Origin of the sequence: Pseudomonas sp. B111 (genome assembly GCF_026428275.1) — a bacterium.
In the GTDB taxonomy this organism is placed as follows: domain Bacteria; phylum Pseudomonadota; class Gammaproteobacteria; order Pseudomonadales; family Pseudomonadaceae; genus Pseudomonas; species Pseudomonas aeruginosa.
In genome coordinates this window covers 3,885,151-3,904,585 of the sequence record NZ_CP097857.1, presented here as the reverse complement: position 1 = coordinate 3,904,585, position 19,435 = coordinate 3,885,151, and the positions used below count along the sequence as shown (strand labels likewise).

The 19,435-nt window shown below is 64.1% G+C and carries 17 protein-coding genes; 12 read left to right on the top strand and 5 right to left on the bottom strand.

Annotation, left to right across the window (positions count from 1 at the left end; translation table 11 throughout):
- The first annotated feature begins 84 nt into the window (after window positions 1–84).
- Window positions 85–2,604: a fimbria/pilus outer membrane usher protein gene (locus tag M6E97_RS18120; protein ID WP_033939220.1), complete on the top strand. Its 2,520-nt coding sequence runs from the start codon at window positions 85–87 to the stop codon at window positions 2,602–2,604.
- 79 nt (window positions 2,605–2,683) lie between these two features.
- Here the strand turns inward: M6E97_RS18120 and M6E97_RS18115 are convergent, their stop codons facing one another.
- Window positions 2,684–3,205 carry a methylated-DNA--[protein]-cysteine S-methyltransferase gene (locus M6E97_RS18115; protein WP_003086236.1) on the bottom strand — a complete coding sequence of 174 codons (522 nt, stop codon included), beginning with the start codon at window positions 3,203–3,205 and terminating at the stop codon, window positions 2,684–2,686.
- Between the two features lie 557 nt (window positions 3,206–3,762).
- On the opposite strand from M6E97_RS18115, the gene pqsA reads away from it, so the two are divergent.
- The 7 genes from pqsA to phnB all read left to right on the top strand — a co-directional run bounded on the left by pqsA (window position 3,763) and on the right by phnB (window position 11,444).
- Window positions 3,763–5,316, top strand: a complete 1,554-nt coding sequence (gene pqsA, locus M6E97_RS18110; RefSeq protein WP_033939223.1) for an anthranilate--CoA ligase — start codon at window positions 3,763–3,765, stop codon at window positions 5,314–5,316.
- Entirely contained in the window at window positions 5,310–6,161 is an 852-nt protein-coding gene (pqsB, locus tag M6E97_RS18105) for a 2-heptyl-4(1H)-quinolone synthase subunit PqsB (protein ID WP_003140753.1), read from the top strand. Before pqsA ends, pqsB begins: the two co-directional genes overlap by 7 nt.
- The gene (gene pqsC / locus M6E97_RS18100) at window positions 6,154–7,200 is read left to right on the top strand and encodes a 2-heptyl-4(1H)-quinolone synthase subunit PqsC (RefSeq protein ID WP_003108612.1); all 1,047 of its coding nucleotides are present in this window, start codon (window positions 6,154–6,156) and stop codon (window positions 7,198–7,200) included. Before pqsB ends, pqsC begins: the two co-directional genes overlap by 8 nt.
- Window positions 7,201–7,242: 42 nt before the next feature.
- On the top strand, window positions 7,243–8,256 hold the full coding sequence (gene pqsD, locus M6E97_RS18095; protein WP_033939225.1) for an anthraniloyl-CoA anthraniloyltransferase: 1,014 nt from the start codon (window positions 7,243–7,245) through the stop codon (window positions 8,254–8,256).
- Window positions 8,250–9,155 carry a 2-aminobenzoylacetyl-CoA thioesterase PqsE gene (gene pqsE / locus M6E97_RS18090; RefSeq protein WP_003086247.1) on the top strand — a complete coding sequence of 302 codons (906 nt, stop codon included), beginning with the start codon at window positions 8,250–8,252 and terminating at the stop codon, window positions 9,153–9,155. Before pqsD ends, pqsE begins: the two co-directional genes overlap by 7 nt.
- A 116-nt stretch (window positions 9,156–9,271) precedes the next feature.
- The gene (locus M6E97_RS18085; protein ID WP_023099870.1) at window positions 9,272–10,864 is read left to right on the top strand and encodes an anthranilate synthase component 1; all 1,593 of its coding nucleotides are present in this window, start codon (window positions 9,272–9,274) and stop codon (window positions 10,862–10,864) included.
- Window positions 10,842–11,444 (top strand): anthranilate synthase component II, encoded by a 603-nt coding sequence (phnB, locus tag M6E97_RS18080; protein WP_003086250.1) that lies wholly within the window; start codon window positions 10,842–10,844, stop codon window positions 11,442–11,444. Before M6E97_RS18085 ends, phnB begins: the two co-directional genes overlap by 23 nt.
- Here phnB and mvfR read toward each other — a convergent pair.
- Window positions 11,397–12,395 (bottom strand): multiple virulence factor transcriptional regulator MvfR, encoded by a 999-nt coding sequence (gene mvfR, locus M6E97_RS18075; protein WP_003108614.1) that lies wholly within the window; start codon window positions 12,393–12,395, stop codon window positions 11,397–11,399. The two genes, phnB and mvfR, sit on opposite strands and share 48 nt — an antisense overlap.
- A gap of 749 nt (window positions 12,396–13,144) precedes the next feature.
- On the opposite strand from mvfR, the gene nadA reads away from it, so the two are divergent.
- Window positions 13,145–14,203, top strand: a complete 1,059-nt coding sequence (gene nadA, locus M6E97_RS18070; protein ID WP_003112547.1) for a quinolinate synthase NadA — start codon at window positions 13,145–13,147, stop codon at window positions 14,201–14,203.
- A 108-nt stretch (window positions 14,204–14,311) separates the two neighbouring features.
- On the opposite strand, the gene M6E97_RS18065 is transcribed toward nadA, so the two are convergent.
- Window positions 14,312–15,745 (bottom strand): tetratricopeptide repeat protein, encoded by a 1,434-nt coding sequence (locus M6E97_RS18065; RefSeq protein ID WP_003086256.1) that lies wholly within the window; start codon window positions 15,743–15,745, stop codon window positions 14,312–14,314.
- A gap of 162 nt (window positions 15,746–15,907) precedes the next feature.
- Between M6E97_RS18065 and M6E97_RS18060 the strand changes: the two genes are divergently transcribed.
- On the top strand, window positions 15,908–16,159 hold the full coding sequence (locus M6E97_RS18060; RefSeq protein ID WP_003086258.1) for a sulfurtransferase TusA family protein: 252 nt from the start codon (window positions 15,908–15,910) through the stop codon (window positions 16,157–16,159).
- Between the two features lie 33 nt (window positions 16,160–16,192).
- The gene (locus tag M6E97_RS18055; protein ID WP_003086260.1) at window positions 16,193–17,266 is read left to right on the top strand and encodes an AI-2E family transporter; all 1,074 of its coding nucleotides are present in this window, start codon (window positions 16,193–16,195) and stop codon (window positions 17,264–17,266) included.
- A 60-nt stretch (window positions 17,267–17,326) separates the two neighbouring features.
- On the opposite strand, the gene M6E97_RS18050 is transcribed toward M6E97_RS18055, so the two are convergent.
- Window positions 17,327–17,800, bottom strand: a complete 474-nt coding sequence (locus tag M6E97_RS18050) for a peroxiredoxin (RefSeq protein WP_009315359.1) — start codon at window positions 17,798–17,800, stop codon at window positions 17,327–17,329.
- Between the two features lie 11 nt (window positions 17,801–17,811).
- Window positions 17,812–18,369 (bottom strand): glycine cleavage system protein R, encoded by a 558-nt coding sequence (locus M6E97_RS18045; protein WP_003086267.1) that lies wholly within the window; start codon window positions 18,367–18,369, stop codon window positions 17,812–17,814.
- A gap of 183 nt (window positions 18,370–18,552) precedes the next feature.
- Here M6E97_RS18045 and dapA point away from each other — a divergent pair, with 183 nt between their 5' ends.
- Complete coding sequence (gene dapA, locus M6E97_RS18040) at window positions 18,553–19,431, top strand: 4-hydroxy-tetrahydrodipicolinate synthase (RefSeq protein WP_023910412.1); 879 nt, start codon at window positions 18,553–18,555, stop codon at window positions 19,429–19,431.
- Window positions 19,432–19,435: the final 4 nt, after the last annotated feature.

Here is a 19,435-nt window from a genome sequence, read left to right as displayed (position 1 = left end):
GCAGAAGGGCAGAAGAGCTGCTCTTAACTTCCCCTATGGATGGGTTTTTCCGGTTTGTCGGAAATTAGTCCAAGGAATATTCGCGTGGCCATATTTAGGAAAAGGTTCGACCTCAAGGTGTCCGTCTATTCCAGGTCTTCCTGTCTCGTGGCCTTGGGATTGGCTTTGCCTGCCGTAACTTTCGCGGTGGAATTCAACGCCGAGTTCCTGAACAACGAGGGCGGGGCGCCCGTTGAACTGAAGTATTTCGAGAACGGCAACTCGGTGTCGCCCGGCACTTACAGCGTCGACATTCATTTGAACCAGATCATGATCCGGCGCGAAGATGTCGTATTCAGTGCCGATCCCGAAACCGGAAGCGTTCGCCCGATCATTCGGATGGGCCTGCTCAAGGAGATCGGGGTCGATATCGCCCGGCTGACTCGGGACAAGCTCATTCCGGCCAACCTGGAAAACAATACGCCCCTGAATGTCGCCGAACTCATCCCCGGTGCATCCGTAGAGTTCGACGTCAACAGCCTTTCCCTGCTGGTCAGCATTCCACAGCTGTATGTACAGCGGCACTCGCGTGGCTATGTGGATCCCTCTCTTTGGGATGACGGCGTCACCGCGTTGTTTTCCAACTACCAGGCCAACTTCACGCGCAACACCAATTTTGGCCAGAACAGCGATTACCGCTACCTGGGTCTGCGCAACGGCTTCAACCTGTTTGGCTGGCGCCTGCGCAACGACTCTTCCCTGAGCGGAGGTACCGGCATGCGCAACAAGTTCAGTAGCAACCGTACCTATGTGGAACGTGACATTCGGGCCTTGAAGGGGACCTTGTCCCTCGGCGAGTTGTATACCTCCGCTCAGGGGGATGCTTTCGAGAGCGTGCGTATGCGCGGCGTGCAACTGCAATCCGATATCGGCATGCTGCCCGACAACGAGATCAGCTATACCCCGGTGGTGCGCGGTATCGCTGAAACCAATGCGACGGTCGAGGTGAGTCAGAATGGCTTCGTGATCTATTCCACCAACGTACCGCCCGGTGCGTTCGAGATCACCGACATCTATCCCAGCGGCTCCAATGGCGACCTGGAGGTCAAGATCATCGAGGCGGACGGACGCCAGCGGTCCTTCAAGCAGTCCTATTCCTACCTGCCGGTCATGACCCGCAAGGGGAACCTGCGCTATGGCCTGGCCGCCGGTGAATACCATAATGACGGCCAGCCGTCGGTCAACCTGCTCCAGGGATCGGCTGTGTATGGCTTGTCCGACAGGGTTACCGGCTTTGGCGGCCTGCTGGCTGCGGAGAAGTACAATGCCACCAACCTGGGCCTCGGCTTCAACACGCCCCTGGGCGGTCTTTCTGCGGACGTGACCCATAGCCAGTCCCGCACGCGACGGGGTGGGCGCAACCAGGGGCAGAGTCTGCGGCTTCTCTATTCCAAGACCATCAACGCCACCGAAACCAGCTTTACCGTGGTGGGCTATCGCTATTCCACGGAAGGCTACCGTACTCTCAGCCAGCATATCGACGACATGTCCGACGAGAGCTACCTCTATGGCTCAAGTTCCAGTCGGCAGAAGAGCCGCATAGACCTGACGGTGAACCAGACGCTGTTCCGACGCAGTTCGCTCTATCTCACGGCGGGCGAAACCACATATTGGAATCGCCCCGGCAGCAGCCGTCGCGTGCAGTTCGGCTTCAGCAGCGGCATCAAGCGCGCGAGCTACAGCCTGGCGGTTTCCCGTACCCAGGAGACGGGGTCGTTCGGGCGCTCCGATACCCAGTTCACGGCCTCCGTCAGCATCCCCTTGGGCGGTAGCGCACGCTCCAGTCAGGTATATGCCAATGCCGTGAGTTCACAGCATGGTGATTCGAGTCTGAACACCGGTATCTCCGGATACCTGGATGAAGCCAATGCGTTCAACTACAGCGCACAGGCCAACTACAGCAAGGACGGCGGCAACTCCGGCAGCGTCGGCCTGGGTTGGGACACGTCCAAGGCCAAGTTGTCCGCCAATTACAGCCAGGGGCGCGACAACAAGCAGATCAACCTGGGAGCAAGCGGTTCGGTAGTGGTGCATCCGGGGGGAGTGACTTTCGGCCAGCCGGTGGGGGAAACGTTCGGCCTGGTGGAGGTTCCGGAGGTTGGCGGCGTCGGCCTCGACGGCTACTCTTCGGTTCGCACCGACGGCCGTGGCTATGCCGTGCTCCCCTACATGCAACCCTATCGTTACAACTGGGTGAACCTGGATACCAATACCCTTGGAAGCGATACCGAGATCAGCGACAGCACGCAAATGGCCGTGCCGACCCGGGGCGCCGTGGTTGCCAAGCGTTTCTCCGCGGAGTCCGGTCGGCGGGTGCAGTTCGTCCTGAGCATGGAGTCTGGAGGAAAGATTCCCTTCGGTGCACAGGCATACGACAAGGAAGAGCGGGTCGTGGGAATGGTCGACAACCTGTCCCGTTTGCTGGTGTTCGGTATCGAGGACCAGGGGCGCCTGTCCATTCGCTGGAGCGATGGCTCCTGTTCCGTCGACTATCAGTTGCCGCCCAGGAACAAGGACCTGACGTACGAACGAGTTGCGCTCAGTTGCCGTCGGTCCTCGATCTGAAATGTCCCCGCTGCAGTCGGGTCAAGTCAAAAGGCGAGGATTTTTCCGGTGAACACCGGGCGCGAGGGCAAGCGGCAGCTCACTCGTCCTCGATCATGCTCAACAGGTCTGGTGTCCTGCCTCGGGTTTCCAAACGCAGCAACCACTGCTTGGCGGCCAACCCACCGGCGAAACCGGTGAGGCCGCCAGAGGCTCCGATCACCCTATGGCAAGGTGCAACAATGGACAGTGGGTTCCGTCCGTTGGCGGCTCCAACCGCCCGTACTGCGTTGGGGCTGCCGATCTGCACGGCTATTTCCGTATAGCTGCGGGTCTCGCCGAATGGAATGGTGAGCAGGGCGGACCAGACCTTTTTCTGAAATTCGGTACCTTGGAAGTCGAGCGGGAGTTCGAACCGGGAACGTTTGCCGGAAAAATATTCCCGCAACTGGCGTTCGGTTTCCGCCAGGAGGGAGCTGTCCTCGGAGAGCCGCATCTCGTCCAGCGGTACTCGGTTGGGACGCTCATGCTGCCAAAGAATCGCGACCAGAAAGGCATCGTCCCTGGCTACCAGGGTCAGTGTCCCGACCGGCGATTCCATTTTCCTGTAGCTATGGGGCATGTAGGTGTCCTCTTCGGCAGGCTCGCCCAGTGTACTACGCAATGGGATTTCAACAGGGAAGCCTGCAAATGGCAGGCGAGGCGGGGCGGAGCGCTATCGGCCCGATGGATGGCCGCCTGCTTCCAGGCATGCCGTCGCCCCCTTGGAGCCCAGGCCGAGCGCCTCGAACTGTGAGATCTGGGAGGCGATTTGCCGAGCAAAGTGGGTTGTCATTGGTTTGCCATCTCATGGGTTCGGACGAGGCCTCGAGCAAGGGTTGTAACGGTTTTTGTCTGGCCAATGGGCTCTTGCGTAAAAAGGCTGCCGCCCTTCTTGCTTGGTTGCCGTTCTCGGATCCCGCGCAGCCCGGTGGGTGTGCCAAATTTCTCGCGGTTTGGATCGCGCCGATTGCCGCGGCCTACGAAGCCCGTGGTTCTTCTCCCCGAAACTTTTTCGTTCGGACTCCGAATATCGCGCTTCGCCCAGCGCCGCTAGTTTCCCGTTCCTGACAAAGCAAGCGCTCTGGCTCAGGTATCTCCTGATCCGGATGCATATCGCTGAAGAGGGAACGTTCTGTCATGTCCACATTGGCCAACCTGACCGAGGTTCTGTTCCGCCTCGATTTCGATCCCGATACCGCCGTTTATCACTATCGGGGCCAGACTCTCAGCCGGCTGCAATGCCGGACCTACATTCTCTCCCAGGCCAGCCAACTGGCCCGCCTGCTCAAGCCCGGCGATCGCGTGGTGCTGGCGTTGAACGACTCGCCTTCGCTGGCCTGCCTGTTCCTGGCCTGCATCGCGGTCGGCGCCATTCCCGCCGTGATCAATCCCAAGTCCCGCGAGCAGGCCCTGGCCGATATCGCTGCCGACTGCCAGGCCAGCCTGGTGGTGCGTGAAGCCGATGCACCGTCGCTGAGCGGTCCTTTGGCGCCCTTGACCCTGCGTGCGGCCGCCGGTCGCCCTTTGCTCGACGATTTCTCGCTGGACGCGCTGGTCGGTCCTGCGGACCTCGATTGGAGTGCCTTCCATCGCCAGGACCCGGCGGCAGCCTGTTTCCTGCAATACACCTCGGGTTCCACCGGGGCGCCCAAGGGGGTGATGCACAGCCTGCGCAACACGCTCGGTTTCTGCCGGGCGTTCGCTACGGAGTTGCTGGCATTGCAGGCGGGAGACCGGCTGTATTCGATTCCCAAGATGTTCTTTGGCTATGGCATGGGCAACAGCCTGTTCTTTCCCTGGTTCAGCGGAGCCTCGGCGCTGCTCGACGATACCTGGCCGAGCCCGGAGCGGGTCCTGGAGAACCTGGTCGCCTTCCGCCCCCGGGTCCTGTTTGGGGTGCCAGCCATCTATGCCTCGCTGCGTGCGCAGGCCAGGGCGCTGTTGAGCAGCGTGCGCCTGGCGTTTTCCGCCGGCTCGCCGCTGCCGCGCAGCGAGTTCGAATTCTGGGCCGCGCACGGGCTGGAGATCTGCGACGGCATCGGGGCTACCGAGGTCGGCCATGTGTTCCTCGCCAACCGCCCGGGGCAGGCGCGTGCCGACAGCACCGGGCTGCCGTTGCCTGGCTATGAGTGCCGGCTGGTGGACCGCGAAGGACACACTATCGAGGAAGCGGGCCAGCAAGGCGTGCTGTTGGTGCGTGGCCCTGGGCTGAGTCCGGGTTACTGGCGGGCCAGCGAAGAGCAGCAGGCGCGCTTCGCAGGTGGCTGGTATCGCACCGGCGACCTGTTCGAGCGCGACGAGTCGGGTGCCTACCGCCACTGTGGGCGGGAAGACGATCTGTTCAAGGTGAATGGCCGCTGGGTGGTGCCGACCCAGGTCGAGCAGGCGATCTGCCGTCATCTGCCGGAAGTGAGCGAGGCGGTTCTGGTTCCTACCTGCCGGCTGCACGACGGCTTGCGTCCGACCCTGTTCGTCACCCTGGCCACTCCGCTGGACGACAACCAGATCCTGCTGGCGCAGCGCATCGACCAGCATCTCGCCGAACAGATTCCCTCACACATGCTGCCTAGCCAATTGCATGTGCTGCCGGCCTTGCCGCGCAACGACAACGGCAAGTTGGCGCGCGCCGAGCTGCGCCACCTGGCCGACACCCTTTATCACGACAACCTTCCGGAGGAACGGGCATGTTGATTCAGGCTGTGGGGGTGAACCTGCCCCCATCCTATGTGTGTCTGGAGGGGCCGCTGGGAGGCGAACGCCCTCGCGCCCAGGGCGACGAGATGCTGATGCAGCGCTTGCTGCCGGCGGTTCGCGAAGCCCTGGACGAGGCGGCGGTCAAGCCCGAGGAGATCGACCTGATCGTCGGCCTCGCCCTGTCTCCCGACCATCTGATCGAGAACCGCGACATCATGGCGCCGAAGATCGGCCATCCGTTGCAGAAGATCCTCGGCGCGAATCGCGCCCATGTCTTCGACCTCACCGACTCGAGCCTGGCTCGCGCCCTCTACGTGGTCGATACCCTCGCCAGCGACCAGGGCTATCGCAACGTCCTGGTCGTGCGCGGCGAATCCAGCCAGGGATTGGAAGTGGACAGCGAGTCTGGCTTCGCCCTTGCCGACGGCGCCCTGGCGCTGCTCTGCCGGCCGACCGGCAAGGCCGCGTTCCGTCGCGGTGCGCTGGGCGGTGATCCGGCGCAGGAATGGCTGCCGCTGAGCATTCCGCTGAATACCGATATTCGCCAGGTAGGCGACGTCAAGGGACACCTCAACCTGCCGGCCCAACCTGGATTGCCCGAAGCGGTACGCGCCGGATTCACCCGTCTGGCCGGGGACTTCCCGCAACTGAACTGGGTGCGCGAGGAATGGTTCGGCCAGGGACGGCCCGATGGTCGTTGCCTGGGGCCGTTCGAACTGGCGTCGCAACTGCGCGCGGCACAGCGCGACCGTCTGGATGAACTGCTGCTGATCAGCTTCGATCCGTTCGGCATGGTGGTGGAGGGCGTGACCCTGGAACTGGCGGGAGAAGCTCATGCATAAGGTCAAACTGGCAGCGATCACCTGTGAACTTCCGGCTCGCAGCTACGAAAACGACGATCCGGTGTTCGCTGCGGTACCGGACCTCAGCGAGTCCTGGTGGCAATTCTGGGGCGTCAATCGGCGGGGCTATTTCGACCCGCGGAACGGTGAGAACGAGTTCAGCCTGGTGGTCCGGGCCGCCGAGCGCCTGCTGCGCAGCAGCGATACCGCGCCGGATAGCGTGGACATGCTGATCTGTTCGGCTTCCTCGCCGATCATGACCGACGCCGGCGATGTCCTGCCGGACCTGCGCGGGCGTCTCTATCCGCGCATGGCCAACGTGCTGTCCAAGCAGCTCGGCCTGAGCCGGGCGCTGCCATTGGATTCGCAGATGGAGTGCGCCAGCTTCCTGCTCAACCTGCGCCTGGCAGCGAGCATGATCCGCCAGGGCAAGGCCGAGAAAGTGCTGGTGGTGTGCAGCGAGTACATCTCCAACCTGCTCGACTTCACCTCGCGTACCTCGACCCTGTTCGCCGATGGCTGCGCGGTGGCCCTGCTGACCCGCGGCGACGACGACAGCTGCGATCTGCTGGCTTCGGCCGAACACAGCGACGCCACGTTCTATGAAGTGGCCACCGGTCGCTGGCGCCTGCCGGAAAACCCGACCGGCGAGGCCAAGCCGCGGCTGTATTTCTCGTTGTTCAGCGACGGCCAGAACAAGATGGCCAGCTTCGTCCCGACCAACGTGCCGATCGCGATGCGCCGGGCGTTGGAAAAGGCCGGCCTGGGCAGCGATGACATCGATTATTTCGTCTTCCACCAGCCAGCGCCGTTCCTGGTCAAGGCCTGGGCCGAGGGCATCGGTGCCCGTCCGGAGCAGTACCAGCTGACGATGGGCGATACCGGCGTGATGATCTCCGTTTCCATCCCGTACACCCTGATGACCGGCCTGCGCGAGGGCAAGATCCGCCCCGGCGATCGTATCGTCATGGCCGGCGCAGCCACCGGCTGGGGTTTCGCCGCCCAGGTCTGGCAATTGGGCGAGGTGCTGGTGTGCTGAGGCATCGCCATGTTGAACCACGGTGTCCGAGGAGGGCTGTACATGGGTAATCCGATCCTGGCCGGGCTGGGTTTCAGCCTGCCGAAACGCCAGGTCAGCAATCATGACCTGGTAGGGCGCATCAACACGTCGGATGAGTTCATCGTTGAACGCACCGGCGTACGCACCCGCTATCACGTCGAGCCGGAACAGGCGGTCAGCGCGCTGATGGTACCGGCGGCGCGCCAGGCCATCGAGGCTGCCGGGCTGCTGCCGGAGGACATCGACCTGTTGCTGGTGAACACCCTGTCGCCGGACCACCACGACCCGTCCCAGGCCTGCCTGATCCAGCCGCTGCTGGGCCTGCGGCACATCCCGGTGCTGGATATCCGGGCACAGTGCAGCGGGTTGCTGTACGGCTTGCAGATGGCTCGCGGGCAGATCCTCGCCGGGCTGGCACGGCATGTCCTGGTGGTCTGCGGCGAGGTGCTGTCCAAGCGCATGGACTGTTCGGACCGCGGCCGCAACCTGTCGATCCTGCTCGGCGACGGTGCCGGCGCGGTGGTGGTCAGCGCCGGCGAGAGTCTCGAAGACGGACTGCTGGACCTGCGCCTGGGCGCCGACGGCAACTACTTCGACCTGCTGATGACCGCGGCGCCGGGTAGTGCCTCGCCGACCTTCCTCGATGAGAACGTCCTGCGCGAGGGCGGGGGCGAGTTCCTCATGCGCGGCCGGCCGATGTTCGAGCATGCCAGCCAGACCCTGGTACGGATCGCCGGCGAAATGCTCGTGGCCCATGAGCTGACCTTGGACGACATCGACCATGTGATCTGCCATCAACCGAACCTGCGCATCCTCGATGCGGTGCAGGAGCAACTGGGCATTCCCCAGCACAAGTTCGCGGTGACCGTGGATCGTCTGGGCAACATGGCTTCGGCCTCGACCCCGGTCACGCTGGCGATGTTCTGGCCGGACATCCAGCCCGGACAGCGGGTGCTGGTCCTGACCTACGGTTCCGGCGCGACCTGGGGCGCGGCGCTGTACCGTAAACCTAAGGAGGTGAACCGGCCATGTTGAGGCTTTCGGCTCCCGGTCAACTGGATGATGACCTGTGCCTGTTGGGGGACGTCCAGGTGCCGGTGTTTCTGCTGCGTCTCGGTGAGGCGAGCTGGGCGCTGGTTGAAGGAGGGATCAGCCGGGATGCCGAATTGGTTTGGGCGGACCTGTGCCGCTGGGTCGCCGATCCGTCCCAGGTGCACTACTGGCTGATCACCCACAAGCACTACGACCACTGCGGCCTGCTGCCCTACCTGTGTCCGCGGCTGCCGAACGTACAGGTCCTGGCGTCCGAGCGGACCTGCCAGGCCTGGAAGTCGGAAAGCGCGGTGCGGGTGGTCGAGCGCTTGAACCGGCAACTGTTGCGTGCGGAGCAGCGGTTGCCCGAGGCCTGTGCCTGGGACGCTCTGCCGGTTCGCGCGGTGGCCGACGGCGAGTGGCTGGAGCTGGGACCGCGGCATCGCCTGCAGGTCATAGAGGCCCACGGCCACAGCGACGATCACGTGGTTTTCTACGACGTGCGACGCCGACGCCTGTTCTGCGGCGATGCCCTGGGCGAGTTCGACGAGGCAGAGGGGGTGTGGCGGCCGCTGGTGTTCGACGACATGGAGGCTTACCTGGAGTCCCTGGAACGTCTGCAGCGTCTGCCGACCCTGCTGCAACTGATCCCGGGACACGGCGGCCTGCTGCGGGGGCGGCTGGCCGCGGATGGGGCCGAGTCGGCCTATACCGAGTGTCTGCGCCTGTGCCGGCGGTTGCTCTGGCGCCAGTCCATGGGCGAGTCCCTCGACGAACTGAGCGAGGAGCTGCACCGCGCCTGGGGTGGGCAGAGCGTCGACTTCCTGCCCGGCGAACTGCACCTGGGGAGCATGCGCCGGATGCTGGAGATTCTCTCCCGTCAGGCGCTGCCTCTGGACTGAGGCGGGACATCCATTGCGGTGATCGCCGCCGACGGCAGCGGTCGCAATTGGGGGAAAAGGGGGTTATCGATGATGAACATGCCGTTGCGCGCTAGCGTCGCGCAGGCCAGTCGCCCATGGGCGCGGGGAGATGGCTCGTGAGCGAGGTTGGCTATCGACTGGAAGAAAGTCTGGAGTACCGCACGCTGGTGCCGGAGGCGCTGTCGATCTGGCGCATGGCCGGCGCCAACCGGATGCTGTTCGACTGCTTCGACGTGGACAGCAAGGCTGCGCGGCGTAGCGTGGCGATCCTTTCCAGCTGCCTGCGCATCGAGTGCTGGGGGCGCGATGTAGTGCTGCGGGCGTTGAACGCCAATGGACGCGCCTTGCTGGCACCGTTGAGCGAGGCCTGTCCGGCCCAGGTCACCTGCTTGCGTGACGGCGACACCCTGCACTGGCGCTTCCCCCAGGAAGAGCCGCATGCGGACGAGTGGCGACGCCTGCATGGCCTGTCCAGCCTGGAGGCGCTGCGCCGCGTGCTCGGAACGCTGGGCGACGCGGAGGAGCCTGCGCTGCTGGGCGGCCTGTTCAGTTTCGACCTGGCCGAGCAGTTCGAACCCTTGCCGGCGCCGGCCGAACCTGCGCGGCATTGCCCGGACTACCTGTTCCTGGTGCCGGAGTTGCTGCTGGATATCGATCACCTGGCGCGCCGGACTTCGCTGCAGGCGTTCGTCCACGATCCGGCCGGGCACGACCGGTTGGCCGCCAGCCTGCGCCAGTGTGCCGACGAATTCCATGGCGCCGTGGAGGAGGCTTCCGAGTCGCCGGTGGCAGGCGTACGGGCCGGCAACTACCAGGTCGACCTGGACGATGCGAGCTTTGCTCGCCAGGTGGAGCGCCTGCAGGCCCACGTGAGGGCCGGCGACGTGTTCCAGATCGTACCGTCGCGCAGCTTCAGCATGCCGTGCGCGGACCCCTGGCGGGCCTATCGCCAGTTGTGCCTGCGCAACCCCAGCCCGTACCGCTTCTTCCTCGATGCGGGGGACTTCTGCCTGTTCGGCGCTTCGCCGGAGTCGGCATTGAAGTACGACGCGGAGAGTCGCGAGGTGGAACTCTACCCCATCGCCGGCACTCGCCCGCGCGGACGCGATGCCCGGGGCGCCATCGATGCGGAACTGGACAATCGCCTGGAAGCGGAGTTGCGCCTGGACGCCAAGGAGATCGCCGAGCACATGATGCTGGTCGACCTGGCGCGCAACGATCTGGCGCGGGTCTGCCGCAGCGGTACGCGGCAGGTGCGCGACATGCTCAAGGTCGATCGCTACAGCCACGTGATGCACCTGGTCTCGCGCGTGGCTGGCGAACTGCATGGCGAACTGGATGCGCTGCATGCCTACCGTGCCTGCCTGAACATGGGCACCCTGGTCGGTGCGCCGAAGGTCCGTGCCATGCAGTTGCTGCGGCAGTACGAGGATGGCTATCGCGGCAGCTACGGTGGCGCGATCGGCATTCTCGACAGCGCCGGCAACCTCGATACCAGCATCGTCATCCGCTCCGCCGAGGTCCGCGAAGGTATCGCGCGGGTCCGGGCAGGCGCCGGCGTGGTGCTGGATTCGGATCCACGGCTGGAGGCCGAGGAAACCCGCAACAAGGCGCTGGCGGTGCTGACCGCCGTGGCCGCTGCCGAACGCGAAAGGGGAGAGCGCGATGCGCATCACGCTGTTGGATAACTTCGATTCCTTCACCTACAACCTGGTTGAGCAGTTCTGCCTGCTCGGCGCGGAGGTCCGGGTGATGCGCAACGATACGCCGTTGCCGACGATCCAGGCGGCATTGCTGGCCGACGGTTGCGAACTGTTGGTGCTGTCGCCGGGGCCCGGTCGGCCGGAAGACGCCGGCTGCATGCTGGAATTGCTCGCCTGGGCCCGCGGGCGCTTGCCGGTGCTCGGCGTCTGCCTCGGCCACCAGGCGCTGGCGCTGGCCGCCGGTGGCGCGGTGGGCGAGGCGAGGAAACCGCTGCATGGCAAGAGCACGTCCCTGCGTTTCGATCAGCATCACCCGCTGTTCGACGGCATCGCTGACCTGCGCGTCGCGCGCTACCACTCGCTGGTGGTCAGTCGCCTGCCGGAAGGTTTCGACTGCCTGGCCGATGCCGATGGTGAGATCATGGCGATGGCCGATCCGCGCAATCGACAGCTGGGCTTGCAGTTCCATCCCGAGTCGATTCTCACCACCCACGGCCAGCGTCTGCTGGAGAACGCTCTACTCTGGTGCGGCGCGCTGGCGGTACGCGAGCGCCTTCGGGCCTGAGCGGCGCTGCGCCGTTTCGACGATGCTCGGTTGCCAGGCCGGCGCATCGTCGAAACGCTGGCGGCCGAGTTCGCGCAGGCGCTGGCGGGCGCTTTCGAGAAAGCGCAGGAAGCTGCGCTCGGATTCCAGCGCGGTGTTGTAGTAGCAATACACCTTGGTGTCGATGCCGCCCGGTTCGTAGAGTTCGCTGAGGACTGCCAGGGTACCGTTGCGCAGGCGTTCCTCGACGAAATAATGCGGCGCGATGCCCCATCCGACGCCGGCTTCCACCAGACGCAGCATGTCGTCGAAGTTTTCCACGAAGAGCACCTTGTCGCTGACCGGCCGCAGCAGGTTCGAATGCTGCCCGGAGCGGCTGCCGAGGCTGATCTGCCGGTAATTGGCCAGGCTCGCGATGCTGTGCAGGGAGGCATTGCACAACGGGTGCTGCGGATGGGCGACGACGAACGCCTTGGTGTAGCCGAGCACGCACTGGTTGAAGCGGGAGATCTTCAGTTCCTCGTCGATGGTGATGGCGATATCGATTTCCGCGTTGTCCTGCTTGATCGTCGCCAGGCTATCGGCGGGCGAGGTGCGTATCAGGCTGACCATGTTGAAATCGTCGAGCAGTACGCTGCTCACCGTATCGCAGAACGACGGCGGGATGGCGGTGTCCAGCAGCACCCGGAGATTGCGCGGACCCTTGTTGAGATTGAAGGCGATGTCGCCGATCAGCTGCTGGTAGTTCAGCAGGCTGCGCATGTAAGGGATCAGGCGAAGCGCCTGCTCGGTGGGTTCGACCTTGTAGCCGTCCCGACGGACCAGCTCCACGCACAGGTCGATTTCCAGGTTGCTGACCGCCGAGCTGACCGCGGTGTGCGACTTGCGCAGGATCCGCGCAGCGGAGGAAATCGAACCGGAGGCGATGACCTGGAGGAACATGTTCACGTGATTCAGGTTATGAATAGGCATCCCTTATTCCTTTTATTGGGTGGCGCGTGCCGCTTCCCTTGATCGGGTCAGGTTGCCGCTACTGTGGAAGAAGCGTCGAGGACTCGATAGATAGCGCCCGAGTGTTTCAACTTGTCTTCTGGATGACGTTTTCATCGGGGAAACCTCCCGTCGGTCAGTGAAGCGCAAGGGCTGGCGTGCGAGGGTGGAATCGGCCGCCGGCTCGCTTTCTGCGCGGCGGGCGCACGGCACGGGGAGTCGTCGTTTTGGAGGTGAGGGATGACGGCTCTGTTTCAGGATATTTTTATAATTATGTGAAAGAAGAGCTTATTTCAACGAAATATGTTTCATATTGCTCGTAAATTCGACGAAAAGAAAATCCGGATATTTACCGGTTATTTAACGCTAATACCAAGTGCCTAATACCAAAGTATTAACGCTGGTATGCCGGCATGTCGTGTTCGGTCGTGGAGCGAGCCGAGCTAGGGACGGTTCTAAGAAACGAAAAAATTATGTCGCGTAGGTCTAACGACCGAAACCTATGTCTTTTGTTAGCGTAGCCACCGGCCAGGCCGGTACGGACGCCGGGATGGCCCTGGCGCGACCTATGCGGTTAGAATCCGCGGCCTTGCAGGCGGATACCCCGAGCTTCGCTCGAGGGTGTCGCGGGTGCCGTGCCCGAAACCTGCAATCGTCAGCTCCCGGCGGTCCAGCCTGCCGCCGGGTATAAAATCGAGAGACGCGCTGTTGCGCCTTCAGGTGTAGCGACTATGACGCACATTTCCGAACGACTCCTGGTCCAGGCCCACCTGGCCGCCAAGCAACCCCGCGTGTTGAGCGAGCAGGAGAGCGCCGAGCATCGCGCGGCGATCGCGGCCGAACTGAAGGCGCAGAACGCGGTACTGGTGGCGCATTACTACTGCGATCCGGTGATCCAGGCGTTGGCCGAGGAGACCGGCGGTTGCGTATCCGATTCGCTGGAGATGGCCCGTTTCGGCAACCAGCATCCGGCGCAGACGGTGGTCGTGGCCGGGGTGCGCTTCATGGGCGAGACGGCGAAGATCCTCAACCCTGAGAAGCGCGTGCTGATGCCGACCCTCGAAGCGACCTGCTCGCTCGACCTGGGCTGCCCGGTGGATGAATTCTCGGCATTCTGCGACCAGCACCCGGAACGGACCGTGGTGGTCTATGCGAACACCTCCGCGGCGGTGAAGGCACGCGCCGACTGGGTCGTGACCTCCAGTTGCGCGGTGGAGATCGTCGAACACCTGATGGACAACGGCGAGCCTATCCTCTGGGCACCGGACCAGCACCTGGGACGCTACATCCAGCGCGAGACGGGGGCCGACATGCTGCTCTGGGACGGCGCCTGCATCGTCCACGAGGAGTTCAAGGCCAAGCAGTTGGAAGACATGAAGGCGCTCTACCCTGACGCCGCCATCCTGGTCCACCCCGAATCGCCGGAAAGCGTGGTCGCGCTGGCCGATGCCGTGGGCTCGACCAGCCAGTTGATCAAGGCCGCGCAGACCCTGCCGAACAAGACCTTCATCGTCGCCACCGATCGCGGCATCTTCTACAAGATGCAGCAGCTGTGCCCGGACAAGGATTTCATCGAGGCCCCCACCGCCGGCAACGGCGCCGCCTGCCGCAGTTGCGCGCACTGCCCGTGGATGGCGATGAACACGCTCGAGCGGACCCTGGCCTGCCTGCGCGAGGGCAGCGGGGAAATCTTCGTCGACCCGGCGTTGATCCCGCGGGCGGTCCGTCCGCTGAAGCGCATGCTCGACTTCACCCAGGCCGCGCGCCTGCGCCAGGCCGGGAACGCCTGATCCTGGCGAGGGCGTCCCGCTGCGTAGGGCGAGTAAGCGCGGTGCGGTTGTTCGCCCAACCCCCTGTTTCGATGAGCTTCGCCGGGTGTTTTTCCTCGGATATGCCGCTCAGCGGAACATTTCCTTGACCATCTTTTCCTGCTGGCGAATTTCCTGCTGACGAGCGTCGAGTCGTGCAGCCAGTTGGAAGTTGCCGCCAGCGCGGCGCTTGGCGAAATCGAGCTGCTCGATGGCGGCCTGGTAGTCGCCGGTCAGAGACAGGTACTCGGCCCGGGCCTGGTGCACGCCGATGGCGTTGTTGGTCAGGCTGCGCACCTCGGCCAGGCGGTTCCAGACATCCGGGTCCAGCGGCCGCGCCTTGCTCAGGTCGTCGAGGATCTTCTCCGATTCCTGCGGCTTGCTCATCTTCAGCATCAGGTCGGCGCGCACCTGTTTCAGCGGGTAGCTGCTGGGGAACTGGGCGAGCATCTTCTTCAACCGCTGGTCGGCATCCGGCAGGCGGTTGGCGGTGATGTCCAACTCGACCTGGGCCAGGTTGTAGGCCACGTCGTTGGGTGCCTTCGCCAGCAATTGCCTGAGGTTGTCACGGGCATCGTTGAGCTGGCCGATGCGCGTCTGCGAGATGGCCAGTCCGTAGCGCGCGGCATCCAGCTTGGGATTGTCGTTGAGCATGGCGCGGAAGCGCTTGCCGGCCATCCCCGGGGTTTCCTCGAAGAGCAACTGAGTGCGCGCGCGCATCTGCTGGTAGCGCAGGCTGTCTTCCTTGCCGCCCTGGGGATACTGTTCGGCGCGGTTGCGGGTGTCGGCGATACGCGATTCGGTGACCGGGTGGGTGAGGAGGAACTCCGGCGGCTTGCCGTCGTAGCGATACTGCCGCGCCAGGCGCTCGAACATGTTCGGCATCGAGCGCGGATCGTAACCGGCGCGAACCATGTTGGTGACGCCGACGCGGTCGGCTTCCTGCTCGTTCTGCCGGGAAAAGCGCAACTGGTTCTGGATCGCCGCCGCCTGGGTCCCGGCGATCGCCGCGATACCCGCATCCCCTGCGCCGGCGGCCGCGGCGACGATGCCGGCGAGCATCGCTGCCATCACCGGCAGTTGCATGCGCTGCTGTGCCTCGATGCCGCGGGCGAAGTGGCGCTGGATCAGGTGGCCGAGTTCGTGGGCCAGCACCGCGGCATACTCGCCTTCGGTCTGGGCGTTGAGCAGTAGCCCGCCGTTGACCCCGATCACGCCGCCGGGCGCGGCGAAGGCGTTGATCTGTGCGTCGCGGATGAGGATGAAGGCCAGCCGGTGGTCCTGCAGGTCGCTGGTTTCGGCCAGCCGGTAGACGCTGCTTTCGACGAAGTCCTTGAGCTGCGGGTCGGAGATCGCATCGACCTGGTTGCGCAGCATGCTCAGCCAGGCGCGGCCCAGCTGGAACTCCTGCTCCGGCGAAACGATCGAGGAAGATGCGTCGCCCAGGGAGGGCAGATCGTCCGACATGACCGGCGAAGCGAGCATGCAGGCGAGCGTCAACAGGGCAGGGCGCAGTACATTCATGCAGGAGGCTCAGGTTGGCAAAGGCCTTACTTTAGCCGTTGGTTATCGGCACTGCCTAGGTATCTGCCCGAGACCCGAAGCTGTTGGACTTCGAGCGCCGTTTCAACTGGCCAGCGGCGGATAGGCTTGGGTATGCTTGTCGGCCCTTCGGGAGAGGCTGTCATGACGGATAACGATTCATCCCCCCTGGTATGTGACGCGGAGCTGGATGCCAGTGGTCTCAATTGTCCGCTGCCCCTGCTAAAGGCCAAGCTGGAGCTGAACCGCCTGCCCAGCGGCGGGGTGCTCAAGGTGATCGCCACCGATGCCGGGTCGCAGCGAGACTTCCGGGCCTTCGCCCAGCTCGCCGGCCATGAACTGCTGCGCGAAGAGGCCGCCGAAGGCGTCTATCGATACTGGCTGCGCAAGCGTTAGCGGAGCCTTCGCCGTTCCGATTCAGGATTTCCGATGATCAAGGTGTTACGCGACTGGATGCAGCGCTACTTCTCCGACGAGGAGGCCGTGGTGCTGGCGATCATGCTGGTGCTCGGCTTCAGCGTCATCCTCGCCTTCGGCGGGATGCTCGCGCCGGTACTGGCGGCGATGGTGATCGCCTTCCTGATCCAGGGCGTGGTCGGCATGCTGGAACGCTTCCGGGTGCCGCACCTGTTCGCCGTGTGGCTGGTCTACAGCCTGTTCCTCGGCTTGCTGGCGCTGTTCCTGGTGGTCCTGCTGCCGCTGCTCTGGCAGCAATTGTTCACCCTGTTCAACGAACTGCCGCGGATGCTCGGCGAATGGCAGAGCGTGCTGCTGATGCTGCCCGAGCGCTATCCCAGCCTGATCAGCGAGGAGCAGGTGCTCAAGGCCATCGAGACCGCGCGCGGCGAATTCGGCCAGATCGGCCAGTGGGCGCTGACCTCGTCGCTGGCCAGCCTGCCGGTGGTGGTGAACGTCATGATCTACCTGGTGCTGGTGCCGATCCTGGTGTTCTTCTTCCTCAAGGACAAGAAGCGCTTCCATACCTGGTTCCACCGCTACCTGCCGCGCGAGCGCGGGCTGATGAAACAGGTCTGGGCCGAGATGAACCAGCAGATCGCCAATTACATTCGCGGCAAGGTCATCGAGATCGTCATTACCGGCGCGGTGACCTACATCGCCTTCGCCTACCTGGGGCTCAATTACGCGGCGCTGCTGGCCCTGCTGGTCGGCCTGTCGGTGGTGGTGCCGTACATCGGCGCGGTGGTGGTGAGCGTACCGGTGGCGATGATCGCTTTCTTCCAGTGGGGTTGGGGCGACCAGTTCATCTATCTGATGGTGGCCCACGCGATCATCCAGGCGCTGGATGGCAACGTGCTGGTGCCGCTGCTGTTCTCCGAGGCGGTGAACCTGCACCCGGTGGCGATCATCTGCGCGGTGTTGCTGTTCGGCGGGCTCTGGGGCTTCTGGGGCGTGTTCTTCGCGATCCCCCTGGCGACCCTGGTGAAAGCGGTGCTGGATGCCTGGCCCAAGGACCTTCCCGAGACTCTGGCAGCCACGCGATAGCATCGGCCGCATGAAAAATGAAAAAGGCCGCGGATGCGGCCTTTTTTTTCGGGGCGGGGCTCAGGCGCCGTTGAGCGCCTGGGCGGCGGCGAGAACCGCGTCGACATGCCCGGGCACCTTCACGCCGCGCCACTCCTGGCGCAGTACGCCGTCCCTATCGATCAGGAAGGTGCTGCGGTCGACGCCCATGTATTCCTTGCCGTAGAGCTTCTTCAGCTTGATCACGTCGAACAGCTGGCAGACCGCTTCATCCTTGTCGCTGATCAGCTCGAAGGGGAATTCCTGTTTGCACTTGAAGTTCTCGTGGGACTTCAGGCCGTCGCGGGAGATGCCGAAGACCTCGGTATTGGCCTTCTGGAACGCCGCGTACTGGTCGCGGAAGCCCTGGCCCTCGGTGGTGCAACCGGGAGTGCTGTCCTTCGGGTAGAAGTACAGGACGACCTGCTTGCCCTTCAGCGCGGACAGGGTCACCTCCTTGCCGCTGGTTGCGGGGGCGGTGAAGTCGGGTACGGGGTTGTCGATTGCGACCGGCATGGCTCGGCTCCTCAGGGGTGTTGGGGGCGCCAGGGTTCGATCAGGGCATCCAGGTTCAGGGCGTCGGCGAAGTCCAGGAACTGGTCGCGCAGCCAGCTGATCTGGGTGCCGGCGGGCAGTGTCACGGTAATCGTGGCGTTGAGCATGGTGGTGTTGGTGTGCGGCGCCTGGTAGGTGTCGCAGGTCAGGTTCTCCAGCTCGATGTTGTGGTCGATGAAAAACTGGCAGAGTTCGTTGAGGATGTCCGGGCGATACACCGCGCTGACATAGGCCACGTAAGGCAACGCCTGGGCGCGGGTCACGTGGGCGTTGCTGCGGGTCATGCTGAGGGTGATGTCGCCGCGCTTGGTGAGGGCCGGCAGGCTGCCCTCGAGGCGGGCGAGGGCATCCCAGCTTCCGGAGATCTGCAGCACCAGGGCGCTGAACTCTCCGTGGCGGGTCAGGCGGCTGCTGACCACGGCGCAGCGGCTCTCGACGCAGGCGCGGCAGAGCAGGGTGGTCAGCTCCATCGGATTGGGGCCGAGGGCGCTGATCAGAAGGAATTGTTCGCGGGGTTGGCTGGTGGACATTCAACTTTCCTGGAATACGCTGGCGGCACGGGCCGTACCTAAAGCGGGAAGGGTAGCGAAAAGCGCCGCCGAGGGAAACGTCTGCCGCCTGTCAGCGGCTTCCGACGAGGTGGCGCTCGTCTTGTGCAAGGCCTGCCGCCGACAGTACCATTACCGCTTTAATTTCGCGGCAGGAGCGGTTGCATGATTGCGGGCAGTATGGTGGCACTGGTCACCCCCTTCGATGCTCAGGGTCGACTGGACTGGGACAGCCTCGCCAAGTTGGTGGACTTCCACCTGCAGGAAGGCACCAACGCCATCGTCGCCGTCGGCACCACCGGTGAATCGGCCACGCTGGACGTGGAAGAGCACATCCAGGTGATCCGTCGCGTGGTCGACCAGATCAAGGGCCGCATCCCGGTGATCGCCGGCACCGGCGCCAACTCCACCCGCGAGGCGGTGGCGCTGACCGAGGCCGCGAAAAGCGGCGGCGCCGACGCCTGCCTGCTGGTGACGCCGTACTACAACAAGCCGACCCAGGAAGGCATGTACCAGCACTTCCGCCATATCGCCGAAGCCGTTGCGATCCCGCAGATCCTCTACAACGTGCCCGGGCGTACCTCCTGCGACATGCTTCCGGAGACCGTCGAGCGCCTGTCCAAGGTGCCGAACATCATCGGCATCAAGGAGGCCACTGGCGACCTGCAACGCGCCAAGGAAGTCATCGAGCGCGTCGGCAAGGACTTCCTCGTCTATTCCGGCGACGACGCCACTGCCGTCGAGCTGATGCTGCTGGGTGGCAAGGGCAACATCTCCGTGACCGCCAACGTCGCGCCGCGCGCCATGAGCGACCTGTGCGCCGCCGCCATGCGCGGCGACGCCGCTGCCGCGCGCGCCATCAACGACCGCCTGATGCCGCTGCACAAGGCGTTGTTCATCGAATCCAACCCCATTCCGGTGAAGTGGGCCCTGCATGAGATGGGTCTGATCCCCGAGGGCATCCGCCTGCCCCTGACCTGGCTCAGCCCGCGTTGCCACGAGCCGCTGCGTCAGGCCATGCGCCAGACCGGCGTATTGGCTTGATCAA

What these genes read in the sequence shown, in the direction of transcription:
- dapA (WP_023910412.1), top strand. Translation starts at nt 18,553, where the DNA reads ATGATTGCGGGCAGTATGGTGGCACTGGTCACCCCCTTCGATGCTCAG.
- M6E97_RS18060 (WP_003086258.1), top strand. Translation starts at nt 15,908, where the DNA reads ATGACGGATAACGATTCATCCCCCCTGGTATGTGACGCGGAGCTGGAT.
- pqsA (WP_033939223.1), top strand. Translation starts at nt 3,763, where the DNA reads ATGTCCACATTGGCCAACCTGACCGAGGTTCTGTTCCGCCTCGATTTC.
- M6E97_RS18055 (WP_003086260.1), top strand. Translation starts at nt 16,193, where the DNA reads ATGATCAAGGTGTTACGCGACTGGATGCAGCGCTACTTCTCCGACGAG.
- pqsC (WP_003108612.1), top strand. Translation starts at nt 6,154, where the DNA reads ATGCATAAGGTCAAACTGGCAGCGATCACCTGTGAACTTCCGGCTCGC.
- M6E97_RS18045 (WP_003086267.1), bottom strand. Translation starts at nt 18,369, where the DNA reads ATGTCCACCAGCCAACCCCGCGAACAATTCCTTCTGATCAGCGCCCTC.
- phnB (WP_003086250.1), top strand. Translation starts at nt 10,842, where the DNA reads ATGCGCATCACGCTGTTGGATAACTTCGATTCCTTCACCTACAACCTG.
- pqsB (WP_003140753.1), top strand. Translation starts at nt 5,310, where the DNA reads ATGTTGATTCAGGCTGTGGGGGTGAACCTGCCCCCATCCTATGTGTGT.
- pqsE (WP_003086247.1), top strand. Translation starts at nt 8,250, where the DNA reads ATGTTGAGGCTTTCGGCTCCCGGTCAACTGGATGATGACCTGTGCCTG.
- pqsD (WP_033939225.1), top strand. Translation starts at nt 7,243, where the DNA reads ATGGGTAATCCGATCCTGGCCGGGCTGGGTTTCAGCCTGCCGAAACGC.
- nadA (WP_003112547.1), top strand. Translation starts at nt 13,145, where the DNA reads ATGACGCACATTTCCGAACGACTCCTGGTCCAGGCCCACCTGGCCGCC.
- M6E97_RS18085 (WP_023099870.1), top strand. Translation starts at nt 9,272, where the DNA reads ATGGGCGCGGGGAGATGGCTCGTGAGCGAGGTTGGCTATCGACTGGAA.
- mvfR (WP_003108614.1), bottom strand. Translation starts at nt 12,395, where the DNA reads ATGCCTATTCATAACCTGAATCACGTGAACATGTTCCTCCAGGTCATC.
- M6E97_RS18115 (WP_003086236.1), bottom strand. Translation starts at nt 3,205, where the DNA reads ATGCCCCATAGCTACAGGAAAATGGAATCGCCGGTCGGGACACTGACC.
- M6E97_RS18065 (WP_003086256.1), bottom strand. Translation starts at nt 15,745, where the DNA reads ATGAATGTACTGCGCCCTGCCCTGTTGACGCTCGCCTGCATGCTCGCT.
- M6E97_RS18050 (WP_009315359.1), bottom strand. Translation starts at nt 17,800, where the DNA reads ATGCCGGTCGCAATCGACAACCCCGTACCCGACTTCACCGCCCCCGCA.